15 protein-coding genes and 1 tRNA gene are annotated in these 22455 nt (G+C 65.6%); 11 read left to right on the plus strand and 5 right to left on the minus strand.

Annotated features, from left to right (window positions below; genetic code table 11):
* Nucleotides 1-27: 27 nt before the first annotated feature.
* Together DSM100685_RS09070 and DSM100685_RS09075 are read right to left on the minus strand one after the other, a co-directional pair.
* Entirely contained in the window at nucleotides 28-2274 is a 2247-nt protein-coding gene (locus DSM100685_RS09070; protein ID WP_239512678.1) for a DUF4012 domain-containing protein, read from the minus strand.
* 2 nt (nucleotides 2275-2276) lie between these two features.
* On the minus strand, nucleotides 2277-3884 hold the full coding sequence (locus tag DSM100685_RS09075) for a sugar transferase (RefSeq protein WP_152351024.1): 1608 nt from the start codon (nucleotides 3882-3884) through the stop codon (nucleotides 2277-2279).
* A 223-nt stretch (nucleotides 3885-4107) separates the two neighbouring features.
* Between DSM100685_RS09075 and DSM100685_RS09080 the strand changes: the two genes are divergently transcribed.
* The 7 genes from DSM100685_RS09080 to DSM100685_RS09110 all read left to right on the plus strand — a co-directional run bounded on the left by DSM100685_RS09080 (nucleotide 4108) and on the right by DSM100685_RS09110 (nucleotide 13243).
* Nucleotides 4108-5661: an MDR family MFS transporter gene (locus tag DSM100685_RS09080; RefSeq protein ID WP_152351025.1), complete on the plus strand. Its 1554-nt coding sequence runs from the start codon at nucleotides 4108-4110 to the stop codon at nucleotides 5659-5661.
* Nucleotides 5662-5883: 222 nt separating this feature from the next.
* The gene (locus DSM100685_RS09085; RefSeq protein WP_152351026.1) at nucleotides 5884-6879 is read left to right on the plus strand and encodes a hypothetical protein; all 996 of its coding nucleotides are present in this window, start codon (nucleotides 5884-5886) and stop codon (nucleotides 6877-6879) included.
* Between the two features lie 158 nt (nucleotides 6880-7037).
* Nucleotides 7038-8219 (plus strand): LacI family DNA-binding transcriptional regulator, encoded by a 1182-nt coding sequence (locus tag DSM100685_RS09090; RefSeq protein WP_152351027.1) that lies wholly within the window; start codon nucleotides 7038-7040, stop codon nucleotides 8217-8219.
* 177 nt (nucleotides 8220-8396) lie between these two features.
* Entirely contained in the window at nucleotides 8397-9698 is a 1302-nt protein-coding gene (locus tag DSM100685_RS09095; RefSeq protein WP_152351028.1) for an adenylosuccinate synthase, read from the plus strand.
* A gap of 82 nt (nucleotides 9699-9780) precedes the next feature.
* Nucleotides 9781-11394 carry a CrcB family protein gene (locus DSM100685_RS09100; RefSeq protein ID WP_152351029.1) on the plus strand — a complete coding sequence of 538 codons (1614 nt, stop codon included), beginning with the start codon at nucleotides 9781-9783 and terminating at the stop codon, nucleotides 11392-11394.
* Nucleotides 11391-11765 carry a fluoride efflux transporter FluC gene (locus DSM100685_RS09105; protein WP_152351030.1) on the plus strand — a complete coding sequence of 125 codons (375 nt, stop codon included), beginning with the start codon at nucleotides 11391-11393 and terminating at the stop codon, nucleotides 11763-11765. Before DSM100685_RS09100 ends, DSM100685_RS09105 begins: the two co-directional genes overlap by 4 nt.
* Before the next feature lie 173 nt (nucleotides 11766-11938).
* A complete protein-coding gene (locus tag DSM100685_RS09110; RefSeq protein ID WP_152351031.1) occupies nucleotides 11939-13243 on the plus strand; it encodes a polysaccharide deacetylase family protein in 1305 nt (434 codons plus the stop codon).
* 544 nt (nucleotides 13244-13787) lie between these two features.
* Here DSM100685_RS09110 and DSM100685_RS09115 read toward each other — a convergent pair.
* Nucleotides 13788-13861: transfer RNA gene (locus tag DSM100685_RS09115), tRNA-Gly, on the minus strand.
* A 143-nt stretch (nucleotides 13862-14004) separates the two neighbouring features.
* On the opposite strand from DSM100685_RS09115, the gene DSM100685_RS09120 reads away from it, so the two are divergent.
* The 4 genes from DSM100685_RS09120 (at nucleotide 14005) to DSM100685_RS09135 (ending at nucleotide 19431) form a co-directional block, all read left to right on the plus strand.
* Entirely contained in the window at nucleotides 14005-14781 is a 777-nt protein-coding gene (locus DSM100685_RS09120; protein ID WP_152351032.1) for a LytR/AlgR family response regulator transcription factor, read from the plus strand.
* A gap of 11 nt (nucleotides 14782-14792) precedes the next feature.
* Nucleotides 14793-15470, plus strand: a complete 678-nt coding sequence (locus DSM100685_RS09125; RefSeq protein WP_152351033.1) for a sensor histidine kinase — start codon at nucleotides 14793-14795, stop codon at nucleotides 15468-15470.
* A 224-nt stretch (nucleotides 15471-15694) separates the two neighbouring features.
* Entirely contained in the window at nucleotides 15695-17512 is a 1818-nt protein-coding gene (locus tag DSM100685_RS09130; RefSeq protein ID WP_204314306.1) for an ABC transporter ATP-binding protein, read from the plus strand.
* Nucleotides 17513-17532: 20 nt separating this feature from the next.
* Entirely contained in the window at nucleotides 17533-19431 is a 1899-nt protein-coding gene (locus tag DSM100685_RS09135) for an ABC transporter ATP-binding protein (RefSeq protein ID WP_152351035.1), read from the plus strand.
* Between the two features lie 66 nt (nucleotides 19432-19497).
* On the opposite strand, the gene htpX is transcribed toward DSM100685_RS09135, so the two are convergent.
* Together htpX and DSM100685_RS09145 are read right to left on the minus strand one after the other, a co-directional pair.
* Entirely contained in the window at nucleotides 19498-20472 is a 975-nt protein-coding gene (gene htpX, locus DSM100685_RS09140; protein WP_152351036.1) for a zinc metalloprotease HtpX, read from the minus strand.
* 119 nt (nucleotides 20473-20591) lie between these two features.
* Entirely contained in the window at nucleotides 20592-22043 is a 1452-nt protein-coding gene (locus DSM100685_RS09145; RefSeq protein WP_152351037.1) for an FAD-dependent oxidoreductase, read from the minus strand.
* Between the last annotated feature and the right edge of the window lie 412 nt (nucleotides 22044-22455).

Raw genomic sequence — 22455 nt, forward strand, 5'->3', positions numbered from 1 at the left:
CTTAGTCTACCGTCTGTCCCGTGCCTTCTAATTCAGCAAGGGGGTTTGACGCAAAACCATCTCATCGTCCGCGGCCACGGTGGGCGACGTGACCACGTGGATCGTGGCCTCGAAGGACTCCCCCGGCTGCAGCGTGACGCCTTTGACGCCAACGGTCAGGTCGTTGTGCACGGCGATGCTGTCGTAGTTGCCGTCGCCCACGCCGGATCCGGCGAACTGCCAGTCCACCAGTCGGCCGCCGGCCGGAGCATACGTGTATGTGACCGTGTCGATCTCGCCGTGGCGGTTTGCACCCTGCTCGTCGAAGCCGAGCACGTCCTGAGGGATCGTCTTCACCGCATTCGGATCGACCGTGTTCGTGAGCTTGATGTGCACGGTATACTGCTTGGCGCCGGACGGATAGGTCTGGTCGTACTCGTAGCTCACCTCGCGCTTCAGGTACCAGTCCATCTTGCCCATGGTGCCGTCGTTGAAGTACACGCCGGTGACGGGCTTGCTGGGGTTGGTGATGAGCGTGCCGGAGATGGCGGTGCCGTCGAGCTGCTGCTGCTCGTCCTCGTGGGCGCTCCACAGGTAGACGTGGCCGTTGGTCACGGAATCCTGCACGGCCTTGACGAGCCCGGCATTGTTGCCGCCGGCGGACGTGATGAGATGGTTGAAGATGCTCGTGGCGGCGGACGAGAAGAACGCGTCCTGCGCGGCGCCGGTCAGCTTGGTGACGTAGGTGTCGTGCAGCAAAGCCTGCACGGTGTTCTGCCCGTCGAGCTGCGAGCCGTCGGCCAGGGTGACCGGGCCGGTGGTGCCGAGCAGGCTTTGCAGGAACACCGGATCGATGCTGATCACGCCGTCCACGGTCTGGTTGTTGAGATTCTTCCACATGGCGGCGGCGATCTCGGCCGCGCGCGAGAAGTCCGGGGTGAAGTCCGGATCCTGCTGGTAGGTGGCCATCTTCTCGGTGAAGAGCGACTTCTCTTCGGCGGTGAGCTGCACCACGGGGGAACCGGGCACCGGGGGAACCTGCGCCGGGCTGAACGTGCCCATGGTCAGCTTGCCGCCGTCCACGGTGAGCACGCCCCACGAGCCGAAAATGCCGCCGGTGGCGCGCAGCTCGGCGTTGTTCTGCGCGATGACCAGATAATTGCGCACTTTGCCGTCGTTCGGCGCGCTGCCGCTGCCCAGATCGAACATGGCGGGCATGAGGTTGGCCACGCGGGTGCCGAGATCCACGGTGGACGCGAGGTCGGCGAACTTGGCCTTGGCGGAAGCCAACGCGTCCGTGATCTGCGGGATGTTGGTGCCGGAGACGTTGCCGAACTTCACGTTGGCGTCGGCGATCACCTTGTTGGCGGCAGTGAGGTTGCCGGCCACGGAGGCCATGCTGCCCAGGTCCACGGCGCCGTCGTGGATGCCGATCTGACTCAGGTTCAAGCCGTCCACGGAACTGGCGAGCTTGGGCAGGGCGTTGTTGCTCACGTCCTCGAGGATGTCCACGGTCTGGCGCACGGCCTTCACGTCCGAGCCGTAGTGCGGGATCAGCGTGGCGAGGGCCCACACGGGGCTGCTGGTCTGCCGGTAGGTGGCGTCGATGTGGGCGCTGAACTGCTCGATGCTGGCCTTGGCCGCGGCGGTGTCTCCGCTCATGACCTGCGACTGGATGCCGGACGCCTGCGCGACGGCGGCCTCCACCTCGTTTTTGGCCTTGAGCGCGCTGACCGCGAACCAGCCGACGAGCGCGGCGAGCAGCACGACGAACACAAGCACGCCGATGAAGATGCGGCGACGGCGCTTGCGGCGCTTGATGCGGCGGATGTGCTCGGGGCTCATGCGGCGGCGATGGGAATGATGCTCGGCGGCCGCAGTGTCCGCGGCCAGTATGGCGGGATCGATGTCCGGCTGGACGATCGGGGTGGCGTCGTCGATGTGCTCCACGTAGGCGTCCTCACTTGCCGGGCCATCTGCGGGGGCGTTCGCCGCGGTCTCGGGTGCCCCGGACGAAGACGTATCGGCGGCGGCCACGGCCACGGGCGCGGCGGGGATGGACGCCGCACCGACAAGCGGCGAAGCGGCAGAAGCATTGCCCGCATTGTCCGTTGCCGGTTCGAACGACACCGGGGGCACGGGCGGTACCGGCGCAATCGGCGGCAGGGACGGTACCACGGGCTTGGATGACGCCGAGCGCGCGGACGGCGCGGATTGCGCGGGCGGAGCGGGCGGCTGCGGCGGGTCGAGCGGAGAGGCGGAACCGGCGTTCGTGGGATCGGTGGGATCGGTCATTATCAGTAGGCTCCCTTATGGCTCAGCACGGCGCCGACGGTACGGAACAGGAAGACGATGTCCCCCAGCACGCTCCAGTTCTGCACGTAGGCCACGTCCAGCGCCTCGCTCTCCTCGGCGGACAGGTCGGAGCGACCGGACACCTGCCACGGGCCGGTGATGCCGGGCTTGACGAGCATGCGCGTGGCGTACACCTGATTGTAGCGGGCGTACTCCTCCGGCAGCGGCGGGCGCGGGCCCACGGCGGACATATCCCCCCTGAACACATTGAGGAACTGCGGCAGCTCGTCGATGGAGAAGCGGCGGATGAAATGGCCCACCGGGGTGATGCGCGGATCGTTCTTCATCTTGAAGATGAAGCGGTCGGACTGGCCGGTCTCCGCGGCAAGCTTCTTCTTGAGCTCGTCGGCGTTGACCACCATGGAACGGAACTTGAACATCCTGAACGGCTTGCCACGAAGGCCGATGCGCGTCTGGGTGTAGAACACCGGGCCGCCGTCCGTCGCCTTGATGGCGATGGCCACCGGGATGGTGATCCACGCCGAAAGGATGATGGCCAGCGAGGAGATGACAATGTCGAACACGCGCTTGAAGAACGCGTTGAACGGCGTGTACTGGGACAGGCGCTGCGTGATGATCGTGGTGCCCTGGATGGAGCGCACCTGCAGCTCGTGGTTGCCGGTGTCCGCGGCGGAGGCGAGCATGGCCACTTCCAAGCCGAGGCTCTCCATGCGCACGGAGAAGGTGTTGTAGTTCTCCGAGTAGCGGGTGATGACATCGCACACCATCACGGTCTGCGCGCCCGCGTCCACGAACCGCTCGGCCAGCTCGTGGTCCTCGTAGTCGATGACGGGCAGGGAGCTTCCCCAGTTCTTCATCACCTGCGCGTCCAGCTCGTTGAGGCTTTCCGCATCCGTAAGCGGACGGATCAGGCCGCTTTCCTCGTGCACGTGGATGGGGCACACGGCCACCGGACGGTAGTTGAGTTGACGGCGCTGGGCCAGAAAATGCAGCATGCGGCCAATGCCCGTGGGCGAACCGACCAGCACGGTGGCGTACGCATATGCGCCCTTCTGCCGGCTGCCGGTGATCACGCGGCGGGTGATGATGCGCTCCACGGCCGTGAGCAGCCATGCGCTCACCACGGCCATGGTAAGCGAGACGAGCGTGAGCTCGAATCCGAAGATGAAGTTGAGCGCGCACTGGATCACCCAGCACACCACCATGCCCTTGATGAGCAGCATGTTGAGCTGGTAGCCGTCGCCCATCACGTGACGGTGGTACACGCCCACCGTGCGCAGCGACCACACCCACAGCGCGGCGCATATGAGCAGGTACACGGACACGTCCATGGAGAAGAACAGACGGGATGAATAAAAGGAGTAAGACTCGTCGCGCAGCAGCAGCACGGTCGCGCCGGCGATCACGTACATGGCGGCGTCCGTGAGTCCGAGGGCCATATTGAGGAACAGTCGCCAGTACTGGACGCTGTTCATCTGATGGGATATCTGACGGCCCAGCGAGCGGCGTCGGTCATTCCCGCCCCGGGCGGAGCCCTCCGGTTCCCGCACCTGCGCCTCACGCGCTGCCTGGTCGCTCGTCAACGCCATTGCAGTGTGCCCTTCTTTACTACAGTTCTCATCTTCGGCTCTTGCCTCTTCTTATGCACTATACCCCTTGCGGAGCAACCCCATACACCCTATATCACGCAGTTGCCCCCGTATGGTTACGCCGCGATTCCATACCGGTTCGAGTTCCGAGAGTTCATCGTGCATTCATCTCCACGGGTGCGGATAGGCTTTCCGCGTACCAAGATTCGAAGGCGATGATCGAATGGCGAAACGGATGAAGGAACGACAGCGGCTTTCCAGCGACGAATCGTACGTGGACGGGCACCTGACCCGTGCGGCGTTCGTCTCGCTGGCCATCCTCACCTTCATCACGTTCGTCGGCAACTTCACGCAGCTGCAGCTGAGCGCCGCACTGCCCACCATCGTGTCCGAGTTCAACATCTCCGTGACCACCGGACAGTGGCTCACGTCCATCTTCCAGCTCGTGATGGGCGTGATGGTCCCGCTCACCGCATTCCTCACCCGGCGGTTCTCCACCCGGCAGATCGTCATCGTCTCCATGACGGTGTTCACGGTCGGATCCGCGCTGGCGTGGATCGGCTCGTCGTTCCTGCTCGTGCTGCTCGGCCGTCTGCTCGAGGCCGTGGGCACCGGCGTGATGTGGCCCGTGCTGCAGATCACCGTATTCTCCATCTACCCGCTCTCCCGCCGCGGCATGGCCATGGGCACGGTGGGCATGGCCATGAGCGTGGCCCCGGCGCTCGGCCCCACCATCGGCGGCATGCAGACCGACATGTTCGGATGGCGGTCCATATTCCTCACGCTCACCGTAATCGGCGTGGCATGCCTGATCATGGCGGCGCTGTGGCTGCGCGACTTCGGCGAGAACGACGCCGACGCGAAGGCCGATTTCTTCTCCGTGGCGCTGTCCGTGTTCGGCTTCGGCGGGCTCATGTTCGGCTTCACCAACATCGAGGCGTTCCCGGCGTCGCACCCAATGGTGTGGCTGTCGATGCTCGTGGGCGTGGTGGGCATCGTGTGGTTCGTGGCGAGGCAGGTGCGCGGGGCGCGGCGGTATGAGGCGGCTGGCAGTCTTGACGGTTCTGCCAATTCCAACGTGCAGCCGCCGCTGCTGGACCTCGGCGTGCTCAAGAACCGCAGCTTCACCACCGGCACCATCTGCGCGGCGCTGAGCTTCTTCGCGTTCAGCTCGATCATGGTGATCATGCCGCTGTACATCCAGGACGACCGCGGCTTCTCCGCCACCATCAGCGGCCTCGTGATGATGCCCGGCGCGTTCGGCATGTGCATCTCGCAGTACTACGGCGGCAAGCTGCTCGACCGGCTCGGCGCGCGGCCCGTGGCACTCACCGGCACGATCATCCTGCTGTTCGGCACCATCATGATGAGCCTCATCGGCACGGACACGTGGATCTGGTGGATCTCCATCTGGCAGTTCGTGCGGCAGATCGGCATGGGCTTCATCATCATGCCCATCACCACATGGTCGCTCAATTGCCTCGAACCGTCGGAGGTCTCGGCCGGCTCCGCGGTCACCAATACCGTGCGGCAGATCGCCGGCGCGGTGGGCGCGCCCGTGCTTGTGATCCTCATGGAGACGCTGAGCCGGCTGCGCATGCAGTCCAACGGCGGCGACAAGATCCTCGCCTCGATCTTCGGCACCGAGTGGACGCTGCGCGTAAGCGCATTTCTGGTGTTCGTGCAGCTGCTCATCGTGGTGTTCGGCGTGCGCGGCGACGGGGCCGGCTCCACCCGCGACGCCGTGGCACGCGCGAAGGCCCGGGCGCGCGCTTAATAATCTTTTTTAATCTTTTTGCCGCAAAAGTTGCATATTCGAGCGCTTCACGGTGCTGTCAAGGCTTCGGAACGCTCGAATATGCAACTTTTGCGGCAGGACAGTTGCGTACGTGGATAAACGGGCGAGCGACACGCCCAAAACACGCAAGCGGGGGGCACGTTCGCGCACAATGCCCGCTTCGGCTTTACCCACCCGCGGACCAGCGCTTAGCGTTTCGATATGAGGCGGAGCAACAAACTGGAACGGGCGCTGGCGGAGGCGGAACGGGCGCAAACGTGCCTGTGGACGCGCGATCGGGCATTGAAGCGCGTCATAGACGGGCGGCTGGCATGCGGGGAACTGCTCGCCGTCCGTGACGACCTGTTCGTGCGGCCATCCTACTGGGCATCGCTCACCTACTGGCAGCGCATCATGCACATGCTGCGCGCGGTGGCCGAGCGGCGCCCCGACTGGCCGCTCTGCCAGATCAGCGCCGCGGCCGTCTGGAGGCTGCACGGCACCTACACGATGCACGACCGCGTGCACGTCGCCGTCGATGACCGCACATGCACCCGCAACCGGTCCTACTTCCGATTCCACCATCTCAAGGACGCACGCGCCGAGATCCGGGACGGCATCCTCGTCACGTCGCTCATGCAGACCGTGTTCGACTGCATCCGCACGCTGCGGTTCCCGCCCGCACTGGCCATCTGCGACGCGGCGATGCGACTATACGGTCTCGCGCGCGACGAATTGGCCACGTTCATCGACGAACGCGCAGGGCACAAGGGCGTCGAGCAGGCACGGCTGGTAGCCTCGCATGCCGATCCGAGAAGCGAGAACGGCGGCGAATCCATCGCGCGGGCGTGGATGCTCATCTGGGGATACGAGCCGCCGGAGCTGCAGTATGAGATCGTCGATCCCGTCAGCCGGCGTCTCTGGCGCACCGACTTCAAATGGACCCGCCACGACGGCGCGACCATCATCGGGGAGCTGGACGGGCGGGAGAAGTACGTGAATCCGGACATGATCAAGGGCGCGGACGCCATCGACACCATTCTCGCGGAGAAGGAGCGCGAGGGCGACCTGCGGCTGTTGGGCAACACGGTCTTCGTGCGCTTTACGTTCAACGAGGTCGTCCATGCTCCCGAATTGGTGCGGCGCAGGCTCGACCTCGCCGGCGTGCCACGGGCCGCGGAACCGCTGCGGCTGCTCCGCCGGCGCCATCGCCGCTGATGCCCGCGTCAAAAGTTGCACATTCGGGCGTAAATGGGCTCCAAATGGGTGCGTACACGCTCGAATATGCAACTTTTGGCGAAGAGGTGCGAGGCGAACCGGTTCGAGTACAATGGCGTGCATAATCGGACCGTGGATCGGCAAGGGAGGTGGTCGCAATGGTGGGCATGCGCGACGTGGCACGCAAGGCAGGGGTGTCGCTGAGCACGGTGTCGCTGGTGGTCAACGGCAACGGGTACGTGTCGGCGGAGATGCGCGAGAAGGTGCAGGCCGCCATGAAGACGCTCAACTACGTGCCCAACGAGCTGGCGCGCAACCTGTACCATGACCGCACCAACGTGGTCGGGGCGATCGTGCCGACCATCCGCCACCCGTTCTTCGCCACGCTCGTCGCGGGCCTGCAGGGGCAGCTGTTCGAGGCCGGATACCGCACGATCATCTGCTCGACGGCCGACATGGGCTCCGGCGAGGACCGATACGTGGACATGCTGCGCCGGCACATGATGGACGGCATGATCATGATGGGCCACACCACGCATCCGGCCGACTACTGGACGTCCATCCAGCGGCCGATCGTCGCGTTCGACCGCTATTTGGGCGCGTCCATCCCGTCCATCGGATCCGACCACGAGCAGGGCGGCGAGCTCGCGGCCACCATGTTCGCGCTCACCGGCGTGCGGCACGTGGTGGAGATCGGCGGACCGCGGTCACAGTACAACGACCTGCTGTCGTCCGCGATGACGGGCGCCGACGGCCACTCGGACGGCCACGCCACGTCGATCACGGACCTGGACGGCATCGGCGGCAACACCACGTTCCCCCCGATCCGCTACCACCTCGCGTTCGAGCGCACGCTGGACCTCGCGGGCATCCGCTGGGACTATCTGGAGGTGCAGGATGTGGCCGACTTCTCCGAATTCGAGGCCGTGGCCCGAACGGCGTTCGAGCGGTTCCCCGAGGCGGATGCGATCGTGGCGCCGGACATGGCCGCCGCGTTCTGCGTGCAGGAGGCGCTGCGCCGGGGCGTGCGAGTGCCGGACCACATGCAGATCATGGCCTACGACGGCACGTATGTGACGGATCTGGCGGGCATGCGCATCACGTCGATCCTGCAGGACTTCGAAACGATCACCGACACGGTCGCGCGCCGCATGATCACGGAGATGCACGGTTCCGACGAGGGCTCCGGCGAGACGGCGGACGCGGACGTCCACGGCCCGGCCGGCATGGTGGCCGATCTGGTGCCCATGCAGGTCAAGCTCGGCGAGACCACGCGCATGACCGACGCGGTACACCAGCTGCTCTTCGGCCCGGACTCGGTGCCGGCGCAGACGGACTGACCATCCGATACCGTCCAAAAGTTGCAGATTCGTGCGTATACGGGGCGTTCAACCGTCCATTCGCGCACGGATCTGCAACTTTTGGACGGTGTTGGATGGCGGTTTAGGGCTCGCGGTAGGCTGATCAGCGGTTTAATCCTTACATGCAAGGCATACACACGGCTGCGGAGGTGCATCATGCCTGGAATCGTGTTGATCGGCGCACAGTGGGGCGATGAGGGCAAAGGCAAGGCCACGGACCTCATGGGCACCAAGATGGACTACGTCGCCCGCTTCAACGGCGGCAACAACGCCGGACACACGGTGGTGGTCGGCGACGAGACGTACGCCCTGCACCTGCTGCCCTCCGGCATCATCTCCCCCACCGTCACCCCGGTGATCGGCAACGGCGTGGTGGTGGACGTCGAGGTGCTCTTCCAGGAGATCGACGGCCTGCAGAGCCGCGGCGTGGACTGCTCCCGCCTGCTGGTGAGCGAGGCCGCGCACATCATCGCCCCGTACCACCGCGTGATCGACAAAGTGACCGAGCGCTTCCTCGGCAAGCACAAGATCGGCACCACCGGCCGCGGCATCGGCCCGGCGTACGCGGACAAGATCAACCGCGTGGGCATCCGCGTGCACGACCTGTTCAACGCCGACCACCTGCACGACAAGGTGGAAGCCAGCCTGCACCAGAAGAACCAGATGCTCGTCAAGCTGTACAACCGCCGCCCGATCGACGTGGACCAAACCACCGACGAGCTGCTGCGTCTGGGCGAGCGCCTCAAGCCGTACGTGGCCAACACGTCGCTGATCCTCAACAAGGCGCTCGACGAGGGCAAGACCGTGCTGTTCGAGGGCGGCCAGGCCACCATGCTCGACGTGGACCACGGCACCTACCCGTTCGTCACCTCCTCCAACCCGACCGCCGGTGGCGCCTGCACGGGCACCGGCGTGGGCCCGACCAAGATCGACCGCGTGATCGGCGTGGCCAAGGCGTACGTGACCCGCGTGGGCGAGGGCCCGTTCCCCACCGAGCAGTTCGGCGAGGAGGGCGACTGGCTGCGCGCGCAGGGCCACGAGTACGGCGTGACCACGGGCCGTCCGCGCCGCTGCGGCTGGTTCGACGCGGTGGTGACCCGCTACGCCTCGCAGGTCAACGGGCTCACGGACATCGTGCTCACCAAGCTCGACGTGCTCACCGGCCTCAAGGAGATCCCGATCTGCGTGGCCTACGAGGTCGAGAACGCGGACGGCACCGTGACCCGCTACGACGACATGCCGACCGATCAGGCCGCGTTCGCCGCCGCCAAGCCGGTCTACGAGACCATGCCGGGCTGGGACGAGGACATCTCCAAGGTCCACGACTTCAACGATCTGCCCGCCACCTGCCAGGCGTACGTGAAGCGCCTCGAGGAGATCAGCAACTGCCGCATCTCCGTGATCGGCACCGGCCCGCAGCGTGACCACATCATTCAGATCCATTCCCTGATCGACTAAGCGTTGAACCGCCGGATGCCCAGCGTCCGGCGGTTTTTGGCTTTTGGACCATTCACTTCGCTACAGAGGCACCGGTACGCCCATGAACACACCACATCCCGATTACGACGACGCGCCCACGCAGACCACCATCACCCCCGCGGTGCAGGTGGTGCGACCGCTCATGCAAGGCAACCCCGACCGCAGCGAGCCGCTGATGGACCCTATGCTGTATCTGGTGGTGTTTCTGGGCGGCTGCCTGGGCACGGGCATGCGCTACGGCCTGAGTCTGCTCATCCCGCGCCCGGCGGCGGAAACGGGCTTCTTCTCGGCCTTCCACACGGCCACGTTCGTGGCGAACATGTTCGCGTGCTTCATCTTCGCATGCCTGACCGCGGCCATGGGACAGGCCAAGTGGATTCCGGCGCGGCGGCGCGAGCTCGCCAACCGCGGCATCGGCATGGGTATGTGCGGCGGCTTCTCCACGCTGAGCGCGCTCGTGATCGAGGAGCTGCTCAACTGGCGCGGCGGCAACTTCTGGGGCGTGGCGTTCTACGAGGTCATGAGCTTCGCGTGCGGCCTCGCGCTGGCGTACGCGGGCACGCGGCTGGGATTGACGCTGACCGGCCCGACGCGGGCGCGCAACGGTCGGACCGCCGCCGAAACGACGGGCGACATTCCGATCACCATGGAGGACGCCGACGCGGCGGCGGACGCGTTTTTGGCGGCTCATCCCGCGGATGCAGTGGCGGATTCGGGGACGACGGGCACGGCGGCTTCCGAGAGGAATGCGACCGCCGGTGTGACCGTCGGCGCTGCATCCGCCGGGGCAGCCGCCGTCAAGGCAGCCACGTTTGCGCCGCCGGAATCCGGGCCCGTGGCGGAGGCGCCGACCGAAGTGTTCGCCATGACGCCGAGGCGAGGGCATGGCATTGGCGGGACCGCCCCCGACGTGAACGATCCCGCCGATGAGGCGGGCGAAAACCCCGCGGCGACGGCGAATCCGCTGCCGGCGCTGGTGTTCCCGTCGTTTGGGACGGATGACGCCGCCGGCAAGGCCGAGAAAGTTGAGGAACCGGGAGAGGACGCCGGTCCGGTTACGGCGGAGATTCCGGAAGTGAGCGAGACTCCGGAAACCGGAAATCCGAACGGAGACGGCCGGGACACCGACGAGGATGAATCCTTCGGCGCCGCTCCGGCGGAATCCACACCGACCGGCTCCGCGCAGGCTGATGCCGGTCAGGCGCATTCCGCTCAGGATGATGAGGCCGAGACGGCCCGTTCCACGCGGAACGGGCATACGGAGGCGGCGGGTTCCGAGCCCGTTCAGAGCACTGAAACGCCAGTCGGTCTTTCCGTCGCGGGTCAGGCAGCAGTCGAAGAGACTGCCATCACGGACAACGGCGGCGACGGTGACGATCAGCCGGGTATGGGGATGCTGGGCATTCCCGCGCCGGAAGAGCCGGCCGGGTCTCAGCCGTCCGGAGAACCGTCGTCCGACGCCACAACCGCCGAGGCAATCCCCGGGCATGAAAGCGAACCCGAGCCCGAAGGCGAACCGTCCCAAGAGGCGAAACCGGAGCCGGAACCGGCCAAGCCCGAGCCGGTGATCATCCCGCACATCGTCGGCGAGGCCGGCGACGACGCGCCGAGCTTCGGGCGCATCGTGACCGCGGTCAACGAGCGGCGCAAGGAAGAAGAGGAGGCGGAACGATGATCGTATTCCTCGGCGTCTGCGTCTGCGGCGGTCTGGGAGCCATGGCGCGCTTCGTGCTCACAGTGTCGATCAAGCAGCAGTGGAAGGGCGACTTCCCGCTGGCCACGTTCATCATCAACCTCATCGCCACGTTCTGCGCGGGACTTGCGGCGGGCGCGGCCGCGCATCTGGCCGTCACGAACCCCACGTACCTGCTGTTCGTGACGGGTTTCCTCGGCGGCTTCTCCACGTTCTCCACCGCGATCAACGAAATCGTCACGCTGGCCCGCGGCGGCAAGCGCGGCATGGCGGGCGCCTATCTGGCCGCGACCATGCTGGCGCCGCTGGTGTGCGTCACGCTCGGCTGGACGCTCATCGGCGCGGTGCTGTAACGCGGTGCTGTAACGCGGCGTCATAGCGCGGTGCCATATACACCCGCGTCATAGGCACGGCAGAGGGGAATATTACCCCCTCGCACGGCGGGCCGGACCGGGATGGTCCATAGAATATGAGCGGATAGAAAGGTGGTCAGTTGGCCGGGAACAACGAAGAGAACGACGCCAGCATGGAACATCTGCTGGAGGGTGTTTCGGACGACGAACGGGGAGACGTTCAGGAGCTGGACTTCAACGGCAGCGCATACGGTCCGCGTCCGGGCAGGAAGCCCGTCAAGCGAGGCGCGGGCAAGATCGTGGCGATCGTGCTGGTGGTGATCATCGCCATCGCGGGCCTTGGCGGAGGCGGCGGCTGGTACTGGTGGAACAACCTGCGCCGCTACCCCGTGATCATCGACGGGCAGGTCGTGAACATCCTCAACGGCCAGTCGATCAAGACCATCCTCGAAGACAACGCCTACTTCGGCAAGACCCCGGGCCGGCTCATTTCCGTGAGCGGCAAGGTGATCGACGGGCAGGTTGGCAATCCGGTCGAGGTGGCCGTCAACGGCACCACCGTGCCCGAGGAGCAGCTCGCGTCCACGCATCTGAAGGAGCAGGACGAGGTGACGCTCACCAACGGCACCGACAAGGACGAGGAGCACGAAACCAAGACCGAGACGATCCCGCACGGCAAGAAGGCCACGAACATCGTCACCGGAGGCATCATCCAGCTGCATCTGCCCGGCTCCGACGGCACCAAGGAGACGTGGGTCGGCAAGGTGTCCGGCGAGACCGTGGACAAGGGCGTGACCAAGGAGCCCGTGGACGAGCAGACCACCGCGCTCACGCCGAAGCCGCCGGCGGACAAGAAGGTCATCGCGCTCACGTTCGACGACGGCCCGAGCCAGTACACGGCCCCGATGCTCGACATCTTCAAGGAGAAGGGCATCCATGTGACGTTCTTCAACATCGGCTCGCAGTCGGCGGAGATGAAGGACGTGGTCAAGCGCATGGTGGACGAGGGTCACGAGGTGGGCAGCCACTCGAACACCCACCCGTTCCTGCCGAAGCTCAGCGACGACGCGATCCGCTCCGAGCTCACCGCCGGATTCGGCGGCTTGGAGCAGGCCGGCGTGACCTCGCGCATGTTCCGCTCCCCCTACGGCGCGTTCACCAACAAGGACTGGGATCGCGTGGGCGACATGCTCTCCACCAACGTGCTGTGGGACATCGACACGCTCGACTGGAAGATGCCGGGCGCGCAGGCCATCCACGACACGGTGCTCAAGGAGGCGCACAACGGCGCCATCGCGCTGATGCACACCGGCGGCGGCAACCGCGAGCAGGACGTGGAGGCGCTGCCGAGCATCATCGACGACCTCAAGGCGCAGGGCTACGAATTCGTGACCGTGAGCGAGCTCATGGCCATGGACCAGCAGCAGCGCTTCCCCGACTGGGCCATCAAGGGCGAGCTGCCGCCGTCGCAGCAGTGATCGCGATGCTCGCAATGATACGGAACGAGGGCGCGGCTCTCGTGTGATGCAAGTGGAGGCTCCCGTGCTTCGTCATGGGAGCCTCCACTTTTTCTCATCCATTGCATTAAGCCGACGATGTCGCACGAATATGCGGCAAGCGATGGGGGGCTTCGCGCGCCTATTTGCATAGTGTGCAGCACTTTTGCAGGGGCATGAACACCTATCTGCGTTCTGTGCAGCACTTGGTCATGCGCCACTGCCGGATCGATGCCATTTCGACCCCAAAATGATGCATATGTGAAGCATTTTGCAGCCTGATGGCGGGAGGGACTGCTGCACAGAACGCAGATAGGTGTCCGCGCAGGCCAGAAAGTGCTGCACACTATGCAGATGGGCGCAGCATGTTGGCGCATGCGGGAATCCGCAACTGCCGTGCGCGATCCCGCGGAATTGTTCTCATCATGCTCTCAGCGCGTTGTCGTCATGTTGTCGAGACGCCCCTTGCATGCCCCTCAAGGCATGAGAAAAGCCCGAAAATACGCGGAATTGCAACGAAAACAGATGGAGCGGATGACGGGAGTCGAACCCGCCTTTAAAGCTTGGGAAGCTTTCGTTCTACCGATGAACTACATCCGCAGATGAACTCGCGCGATGACGCGAACACACAAATATTCACTGTACCACATACGTAAGGGTCATGGCCGCCAAACAGCGCAAAATGAGCCCGGCGCCGCAGGAATCGCAAGGCGCGTAGGATGGGCCCGGAAGGAGGGACGCGCATGCCATACCGGATTGCGGTCTGCGACGACAGCGACGTGGACGCCGCATACGTACGGTCACTGGTCGAACGGTGGGCGGAGAACCGCAGCACCGGCAACAGCAACCGCGACGGCAACGGCAACGCCAGCGACGGCGTCACGGTCGAGACGTTCCCCTCCGCCGAGCGGTTCCTGACCCGCTACGAGGAGCGCAGGGACTTCGACATCCTGCTGCTGGACATCGAAATGGGCGGTCCCGGCTCGATGGACGGCGTGGAGCTGGCGAAGGCCGTGCGGCGTGCGGAAGACGACGGCCATGGCGAAGACGACGGCACAGGGCATGCGCAGATCGTGTTCATCACCGGCTACTCCGACTACATCGCCGAAGGGTACGACGTGGAGGCGCTGCACTACCTCATGAAGCCCGTGAACGAGCGCAAGCTGTTCGCAGTGCTCGATCGGGCCGCGCAACACCTGCACCAAGGCGGCCGCTGCCTGACCCTGCAATGCGCGGACGGCGTGGCGCGCGTACCGCTGGAGACGATTCGCTACCTCGACGTGCGGCAGAACTACGTCACCGTACATGCGGGACGCGAGTACACGGTCAAACGGCCGCTCAGCGAGTTCGAACATGATCTGGGACCGGGGTTCTTCCGCGCGGGACGCGGGCTGATCGTGAACCTGCGGCGAATCCGGCGCGTGACCAGGTCGGCGGTGGAGCTCACGGACGGAACCGCGTTGCGGCTGCCGCGAGGGGCGTACGAGCCGCTGAACCGCGCGATCATCGAACGGACATGAGAGGGGCGACGATGAAATTTCCGCGACTGTTCGGACGTGGCAGGACGAACAAGGCGCTGGCCGCATACCAGCGCGAGCTGGTGGACACGCACTACCGCGAGGTGGAGAACATGTACCGCCAGATGCGCGTGTGGCGGCACGACTACCGCAATCACATCCAGACGCTCAAGGTGCTGGCGGCGGACGGCAACATGGACGCGATCCGTAAATATCTGGATGGGCTCGACACCGAGCTCAGGGAGCTGGACACGCCCATCAAGTCCGGCAACGCTATGGCCGACGCGATCCTGAACAGCAAGGTGTCGCTGGCGAAGGCGCGCGGGATCGACGTGCGCGTGGACGCCCGCATTCCCATCAGGCTCAGGATTTCCGAGCTGGACCTGTGCTGCGTGCTGGGCAATCTGTTCGACAATGCGATCGAGGCGAACGCGCCCCTGCCCGAGTCCGACCGCATGATCCGCGTGTACATGGACATGAAGGGCACGCAGCTGTACATCTCGTTCACCAACGCCGCGCCGGCCGTGAAGAAGCGCAAGGTGGGCGGGCTGTTCCGCACCACCAAACGCGGCGGGGGCCACGGATTCGGGCTGGTGAGCGTCGACCGGATCGTGGAGGACGCCGGCGGGTACCTGAGCCGCAATTCGGAGTCCGGCGCGTTCACCACGGAGATTCTGCTGCCGCAGGGGTGACCGCGCGACACGCCGAGGCATGCCGTCCGCCGTGCAATTCGTCCCCGAATTTGCGCGTTTCGTCCCCACGGAGCCTCATGGACGCCGATTCTGCGGTACAACCAAGCGTGGCGATCGCAAGGGCGACGGAAAGGGGACGCATGGAACGGGAACGCACCCACGCTTCGGATGAGACACGGCGCTCGGGAAAGACAAAATACGGGCTGTGGAGCAACACGCGTTTCATGTTGGACGCCGCGTGGCATACGGCATGGACGGTGCCGTTCGTCGCGGCCGTCATGGCGCTGACGGCCGCGGGAACCACGCTCACCGAATTGTTCGTCGCGCCGGTGGTCCTGCATCGCATCGAGGTTCATGCGTCGCTGGGCGGCATGCTGCTTGATATAGCGGCGTTCGCCGCGGGGCTGGTGGCGCTTGCGGCGGTGCATGACTATTTCGACCAGATCTCGTTTTCCGGCAACGTCGAGGTGCGCGTTTCCATCGTCAAGCGCATCGGGCTGAAGGCCTCCGGCACCGCCTACGCCAATATGTTGGACGCCGATTTCAACGCGCTGGAGGAGAAGAGCTACCGCAACTGCAGCGGCAACGACGCGGCCACGGAGAAATTCTGGCGCACATGGACGGAGATCCTCACCAACGTGTTCGGATTCGTGGCGTACCTGTTCGTGCTGGCGAACCTCAGCATATGGATGATCCTGCTCGTGATCGTCACTGCGGGTGTCGGATATGCGGCGGCCAAGCGGATCAACGAGTGGGGCTACCGGCATCGCGAGGAGGAACGGGCCAGACTCAAGCGCTACACCTATCTCAATGACGTGTTCGGCAAGCGCGAGTACGCGAAGGACATGCGCATCCTCAACCTGCGCCCGTGGATTCTGGAACTGCGGAACAGGGCGTTCCGGGCATTGCTGGCGTTCTATGCCCGGCGTGAGGCCAACAATCTGTGGGCGAATGTGATCGATGTGGCGCTTGCCTTTGCGCGCAACGGGATCGCGTACGCGTACCTGATCCGCCTCACCCTCGCGCAGGGCCTGACGGCCTCCGAGTTCCTGCTCTACTTCACGGCGGTGAGCGGGTTCGGCATGTGGGTGACCGGCATCCTCGACCAGTTCGCGGAACTGAACAAGGAAAGCCTGGAGCTCTCCCAGATCCGCGAGTTCCTCGACTGGCCCGAACCCTATGCGTTCGAGGATGGCGAACCCCTGAAACGCAGGCCCGGCCACGCGTACCGGATCACCCTGGAGCACGTGTCGTTCCGATACCCGGGCGCCGACCGGGACACGCTGCACGACGTCAGCTTGGACATCCGCCCGGGCGAGCGGCTCGCGGTCGTGGGCCTGAACGGGGCGGGCAAGACCACGCTCGTCAAGCTCGTCTGCGGCCTGCTGGACCCGACTTCCGGACGCGTCCTTGTGGACGGCGTGGACGTGCGCCAATACGACCGGCGGGACTATTACGCGCTGTTCTCCGCCGTGTTCCAGGATTTTTCCGTGTTGGACTCCACGGTCGCGCAGAACGTGGCCCAGCGCGTGGACGGGATCGACCGGGCGCGCGTGGAGGCGTGCCTCGGGGAGGCGGGGCTCATGGACGCGGTGGGCCGGCTGCCGGGCGGGGTGGACGCGCATATGGGCCGCGGCGTGTACGAGGACGGCGTGGAATTGTCGGGCGGGCAGACGCAGCGGCTCATGCTGGCGCGCGCACTGTACAAGGACGCGCCGGTATTGGTGCTGGACGAGCCGACGGCGGCGTTGGACCCGATCGCGGAGGACGACGTGTACCGGCATTACGCGCGCATGACCGCGGGGCGCACGTCGGTGTTCATTTCGCATCGTCTGGCGTCGACGCGGTTCTGCGACCGGATCGTGTTCCTTGCCGGCGGGCGGATCGCGGAGGAGGGCACGCACGAGTCCCTGCTCGCCATGGGCGGCGGGTACGCGCGATTGTTCGAAGTGCAGAGCAAGTACTACCGGGACGACATGAACGCGGCTGCGGCTGGGGACGCGGTTGCGGGTGACGACGGCCGCAGCAAAGGAAGTCAGTGATGGCGAGTGAGGAATCAGCGATGAAGAACGAGACTTCGCAGGACGACGCGCAGGTGACCGTCGGACGGGCTTGGCGCTTGGAATGGCGGGCGCTGCGCCTGTGCTGGCGGCTGCGTCCCGCATGGTTCGTGGCGACGGTCGGCGATGCGCTGATGAAGGCCGCGCTGCCCTACGCCACGATCTGGTTCTCCGCGCGCCTCATCGACGAGCTCGCCGGCGCGCGCGACCCGGCCCGACTGCGCATGTGGGTGCTCCTCATCCTCGCGGTCGGCGCCGCGCTCGGCTTGGCCGCGGCCGTGTTCGCCCGGTGGAGGGACGCCGAGGACGAGGCGATGGAACTCGTCGCACGGCAGCAAGTGACGGCGGACAAGCTGTCCACGGTGGACTTCCCGATCCTCGACGATCAGCGCACGTCCGACGTGGTGGCGCACATCCTGCAAAGCGACCGCATGGCCGGCAAAGGGCTGCGCAACGTGACGCTGACCTTCGGCCGGGCGTTGCCGGGCATATTCCAAATCACAGGCGGCGCGGCGCTTTCCGTGGGACTGTTCACGTCCCCGGTGCCGGGCACGCCGGACGCGGGATGGCTGGTCGCGCTCAATCATCCGATGGCTGGCGCGGCGCTGTTCGCTCTGCTGATCGCCGATGTGGCGCTGTCGTCGCTGTGCTACGCCAAGTCCAGCATGGTGTGGTTCCGGTTCGACGACATGGGCCGGTTCGGCAACCGCGTGTTCCGGTCCTTCGGTCTGCTGTTCCGCGACCGCCGGCGCGCGCTGGACCTGCGCATGTACCGGCAGTACGAACGGGTGGCCCTGCCGTTCTGGAAGACGAACAACACGTTCGGCGTCCACGCGAAGTCGTACCGCATGATCACGCGCGTCATGGGCCCGTTGGCCGCGCTTTCGGCGGGCGTCTCCGCATTGCCGGTCGGCGTCATCTACGCGTTCGTGTGTCTCAAGGCGTGGGGCGGGGCGTTCGGCGTGGGCGCGGTCACCCAATATGTTGGCGCGATCACCACCATGTTCGCCGGCGTGCACACGGTGCTGAACCAAGCCGGCGAGATACGCGCCAACGGTCCGTTCCTGCAGCGCCTGTTCGCCTTCCTCGACACCCCGAACACCATGTACCAAGGCACACTCACCACCGAGAAGCGCTCCGACCGCGAATACGACGTGGAGTTCCGCGACGTGTCCTTCCGCTACCCCGGCGCCCCCGAAGGCGTCTGGGCCCTGAGGCACGCGAACGTGAAGTTCCGCGTCGGCTCACGGCTCGCGGTCGTCGGCGAGAACGGGAGCGGCAAGACCACGTTCATCAAGCTCCTGTGCCGCCTCTACGACCCGACCGAGGGCCAGATCCTGCTCAACGGGATCGACGTGCGCAAATACCGGTACGACGAGTACATGCGCATCTTCGCCGTCGTGTTCCAGGACTTCCGGCTTCTCGCCCTCCCGTTGGGCCAGAACGTCGCCGGAAGCGCGTCCTACGACCCCGCGCTGGCGGCCCGCTGTCTGCGGGACGCGGACTTCGGGGAGCGGTTCGCCTCGCTCCCGCACGGGCTGGACACGTTCCTGTACCGCGAGCTCGACCCGGACGGCGTGGAGATCTCCGGCGGGGAGGCGCAGAAGATCGCGATCGCCCGCGCCTTGTACCGGGACGCGCCGTTCATCGTGCTCGACGAGCCGACCGCGGCGCTGGACCCGGTCGCGGAGGCGGAGATCTACGAACGGTTCGACCGGATCGCCTTGGACCGGACGGCGGTGTACATCAGCCACCGGCTGTCGTCGTGCCGGTTCTGCGACGAGGTCGCGGTGTTCGACCACGGGCGGATCGTGCAGACGGGAACGCACGATCAGCTGGTCGCGGACCGGTCGGGCAAGTACTACGAGCTCTGGCACGCGCAGGCACAATACTACGCGTGAAGGTGAAGCCCTCGAATCAACCACCCGGCGGGCGCAACGCGATTTGACACGAGACTCGACGCGAGGCTACCGCGCGTACTGGGAATAAGAGGGCTGGACGTACGGCTGCTGGACGCCCGCCGGACCGCCCTGCAGTTGCGCGGCGGCCATCTCCTGACTCATCTGCATAAGGCGGGCGATGCGCTCGGAAGTCGGCGGGTGCGTGGAGAACAGACGGCTAAACCCGTCGCCGCGGAACGGATTGGCGATCATCATGGCGGAGGCCGACTGGGTGCCGGCGGTCTGACGCATCGGCTCCGCGTTGATGCCGGTCTCAATTCGGTTGAGCGCCGAGGCGAGGGCCATCGGGTCTCCGGTGAGCATGCTGCCGTCCTCGTCGGCGTCGAATTCGCGCGTGCGACTGATGGCCAGCTGGATGAGCGAGGCCCCCAGCGGCGCCAGAATCGAGCTCACCAGCACGCCGATCAGGCCCAGACCGCCGCCGTTGTTGCGGTCGTCGCGCCCGTTGCCCAGATACATGAGCGAGTAGCCGAGGTACGTGATCACCGTGGCCATGGCGGAGGCGACCGCGGAGGTGAGGATATCGTGGTTGTAGACGTGCATGAGCTCATGCCCGAGCACGCCGCGCAGTTCGCGCTCGTTGAGGATGCGCAGGATGCCCTGCGTGCAGCACACGGCGGCGTGGTTCTCGTTGCGGCCGGTGGCGAAGGCGTTGGGGCTCATGGTGGGGGCGACGTAGATGCGCGGCATCGGGCGGCCGGCGCGGGCGGACAGTTCGCGCACGATGCAGTACAGTTCGGGGGCTTCGGCCTCGGACACCTCGCGCGCGCCCATGGACGCGATGGCGATGCGGTCGGAGAACCAGTAGGACAGAAACGTGGTGGCGAGGCCGATGACGATGTACACGCCCAGCGTGCCGCGGCTGCCGCCGGTGGTCCACCAAATCAGCATGATGATGGCCCACATCAGCCCAAATAGCAGCGTGGTTTTCAGCCCGTTGAAGTGGCCGTGCACGCGCAACTGCCCTGTCTGCCCATTCATGGTTTCAAGGCTAGGGAACTACGCTGTGATTTTTCTGAACGTTGCCTAGAGGTGCCTTGAATATGGCAAACTCCCCCGTTTGCAGGGGGAGTTTGCCGTTGCATGCGGCCGCTCACGTCTCAGGCGTGAGCCAGCTCGCGCATCTGGTCGGGCTCGATGACCTTCTTGTGCTCGCGCCCCTCCTTGGCGCCCTCGGCGCGCTCGAAGGCGTCGACCTTCTTCCAGCCGGCGAAGTCGATCGGCTTGATGCCGCGCTCCGCGAGCAGGCGGTCGATGGACTCCGGGTCGCGGTCCGGCGCCACGCGGCCGCCCTCGGCGGCCTTGGCCAGGTCCTCGAGCATGTTGGTCACGATGGCGAGCGCGTCGGACTTGGTGGAGCCGATCAGGCCCACCGGACCGCGCTTGGCCCAGCCGGTCGCGTACAGGCGTTCGCGGATTTCGCCGCCGTCGGGCTCGGTGGTGATGCGGCCGTCGCCATTCGCGTTGGCGAGGTGCGCGCCCTTGGCGTCGTACGCGATGCCGGGCGCCTCGGCGGGCTGGTAGCCGATCGCGTGGTACACGGCCTCGACCGGGTAGTCGTCGAACTCGCCGGTGCGGTGCATCTTGCCGTCGGCGCCGGTTTCGGTGCGCTCAACGCGGATGGCCGTCACCTTGCCGTCCTCGCCCAGAATCTCGGTGGGCGCGGAGTTGAAGTGCACGTAGTACTTGCGGTCGGCCGGATTGCCCTCGAAGTCGACGTCGCCGTCGTCCTCCATGTCCTCGGCCATCTCGCGGATGGTGTACAGCTCCTCGACCATCTGGCGGGTGAGCTTGTCCTTCTGGGCCACCTCGATGGTGTCGTCGTCCAGCTCGAAGTCGTCCTCGTTGATGATGAGCTGCACGCCCGGCAGCTTCTCCATCTCGCGCAGCTCCTGCACGCTGAACTTGGCCTGGGCCACGCCGCGGCGGATGAACAGGTGCAGCTCCTTGGCCTTGTTGGACTGGATGCCGGCGTACACGTTGTCCGGGATGTCGGTCTTGGCCTTGAGGTCGTCGGCGTTGCGCATGAGTTCGCGCGCCACGTCCATGGCCACGTTGCCGCCGCCGATCACGGCGACCTTCTCGGCGGTGAGCGGCCACTCGCGGGCGCCCGTGGGGTAGCCGTCGTACCATTCGACGAACTTGGCGGCGCCGTACACGCCGTCGAGGTCCGCGCCGGGGATGCGCAGCGGCTTGTCCTTGACGGCGCCGGTGGCGAACAGCACGGCGTCGTAGCGGGCGAGCAGGTCCTCGAGGGTCACGTCCTTGCCGAACTCCACGTCGCAGTAGAGGTGGATGTCCGGGTTGTCGAGGGTCTTCTCGAGCGCGTCGGCGATGAACTTGATGGACGGGTGGTCGGGGGCCACGCCGTAGCGGACCAGGCCGAACGGCACGGGCAGCTTTTCGAACAGGTCGATGCGGGCCTGCGTGCCGAGGCCGAGGCCCTCGCCGAGCTTCTTGAGCTGGCGCAGGAAGATGTCGGAGGAGTAGACGCCGGCCGGACCGGCGCCGATAACGGCGATGCGAAGTTCAGTATTCACGGATTCAGTCACGCGTAACAGCCTATCGCAACCCGGCGGATCGCGGAAGAGGGAGGAAGCGGCGGAAACGCAAGCCATCTGCGTTCGTGGGGGTAGATTACGGACCTTGCGGGCAGGCATCTGCACTCGCGGGAAACCGCACCTTCGCCGCATCGCCGTAAAAGCGCACAATATCGGCGCAGCGATGGGCATAACCGCCAGTGAGCGCCGCACGGAGTTACACCCCCCACTCCCCCCACCCACCCCCCCCACACAACCGACCCAACACCCCCCCCCAAACTAACCACCACCATACGCTCCAAACTGTATCATATAATCAACACACATGCAACCAGACCCAAAGACACATAACCTGGAACATGCTACGTGGCGTACAAGCTGACCAAAACAAGACGTCACACCCCAGACGCACAACACACCCAAA

It is taken from the genome of Bifidobacterium avesanii, assembly GCF_009299475.1.
GTDB lineage: Bacteria > Actinomycetota > Actinomycetes > Actinomycetales > Bifidobacteriaceae > Bifidobacterium > Bifidobacterium avesanii.

Bases quoted from the DNA above. Each gene is read 5' to 3' on its own strand.
- DSM100685_RS09070 (WP_239512678.1), bottom strand. From the start codon at position 2,274: ATGACCGATCCCACCGATCCCACGAACGCCGGTTCCGCCTCTCCGCTC.
- DSM100685_RS09075 (WP_152351024.1), bottom strand. From the start codon at position 3,884: ATGGCGTTGACGAGCGACCAGGCAGCGCGTGAGGCGCAGGTGCGGGAA.
- DSM100685_RS09080 (WP_152351025.1), top strand. From the start codon at position 4,108: ATGGCGAAACGGATGAAGGAACGACAGCGGCTTTCCAGCGACGAATCG.
- DSM100685_RS09085 (WP_152351026.1), top strand. From the start codon at position 5,884: ATGAGGCGGAGCAACAAACTGGAACGGGCGCTGGCGGAGGCGGAACGG.
- DSM100685_RS09090 (WP_152351027.1), top strand. From the start codon at position 7,038: ATGGTGGGCATGCGCGACGTGGCACGCAAGGCAGGGGTGTCGCTGAGC.
- DSM100685_RS09095 (WP_152351028.1), top strand. From the start codon at position 8,397: ATGCCTGGAATCGTGTTGATCGGCGCACAGTGGGGCGATGAGGGCAAA.
- DSM100685_RS09100 (WP_152351029.1), top strand. From the start codon at position 9,781: ATGAACACACCACATCCCGATTACGACGACGCGCCCACGCAGACCACC.
- DSM100685_RS09105 (WP_152351030.1), top strand. From the start codon at position 11,391: ATGATCGTATTCCTCGGCGTCTGCGTCTGCGGCGGTCTGGGAGCCATG.
- DSM100685_RS09110 (WP_152351031.1), top strand. From the start codon at position 11,939: ATGGAACATCTGCTGGAGGGTGTTTCGGACGACGAACGGGGAGACGTT.
- DSM100685_RS09120 (WP_152351032.1), top strand. From the start codon at position 14,005: ATGCCATACCGGATTGCGGTCTGCGACGACAGCGACGTGGACGCCGCA.
- DSM100685_RS09125 (WP_152351033.1), top strand. From the start codon at position 14,793: ATGAAATTTCCGCGACTGTTCGGACGTGGCAGGACGAACAAGGCGCTG.
- DSM100685_RS09130 (WP_204314306.1), top strand. From the start codon at position 15,695: ATGTTGGACGCCGCGTGGCATACGGCATGGACGGTGCCGTTCGTCGCG.
- DSM100685_RS09135 (WP_152351035.1), top strand. From the start codon at position 17,533: ATGAAGAACGAGACTTCGCAGGACGACGCGCAGGTGACCGTCGGACGG.
- htpX (WP_152351036.1), bottom strand. From the start codon at position 20,472: ATGAATGGGCAGACAGGGCAGTTGCGCGTGCACGGCCACTTCAACGGG.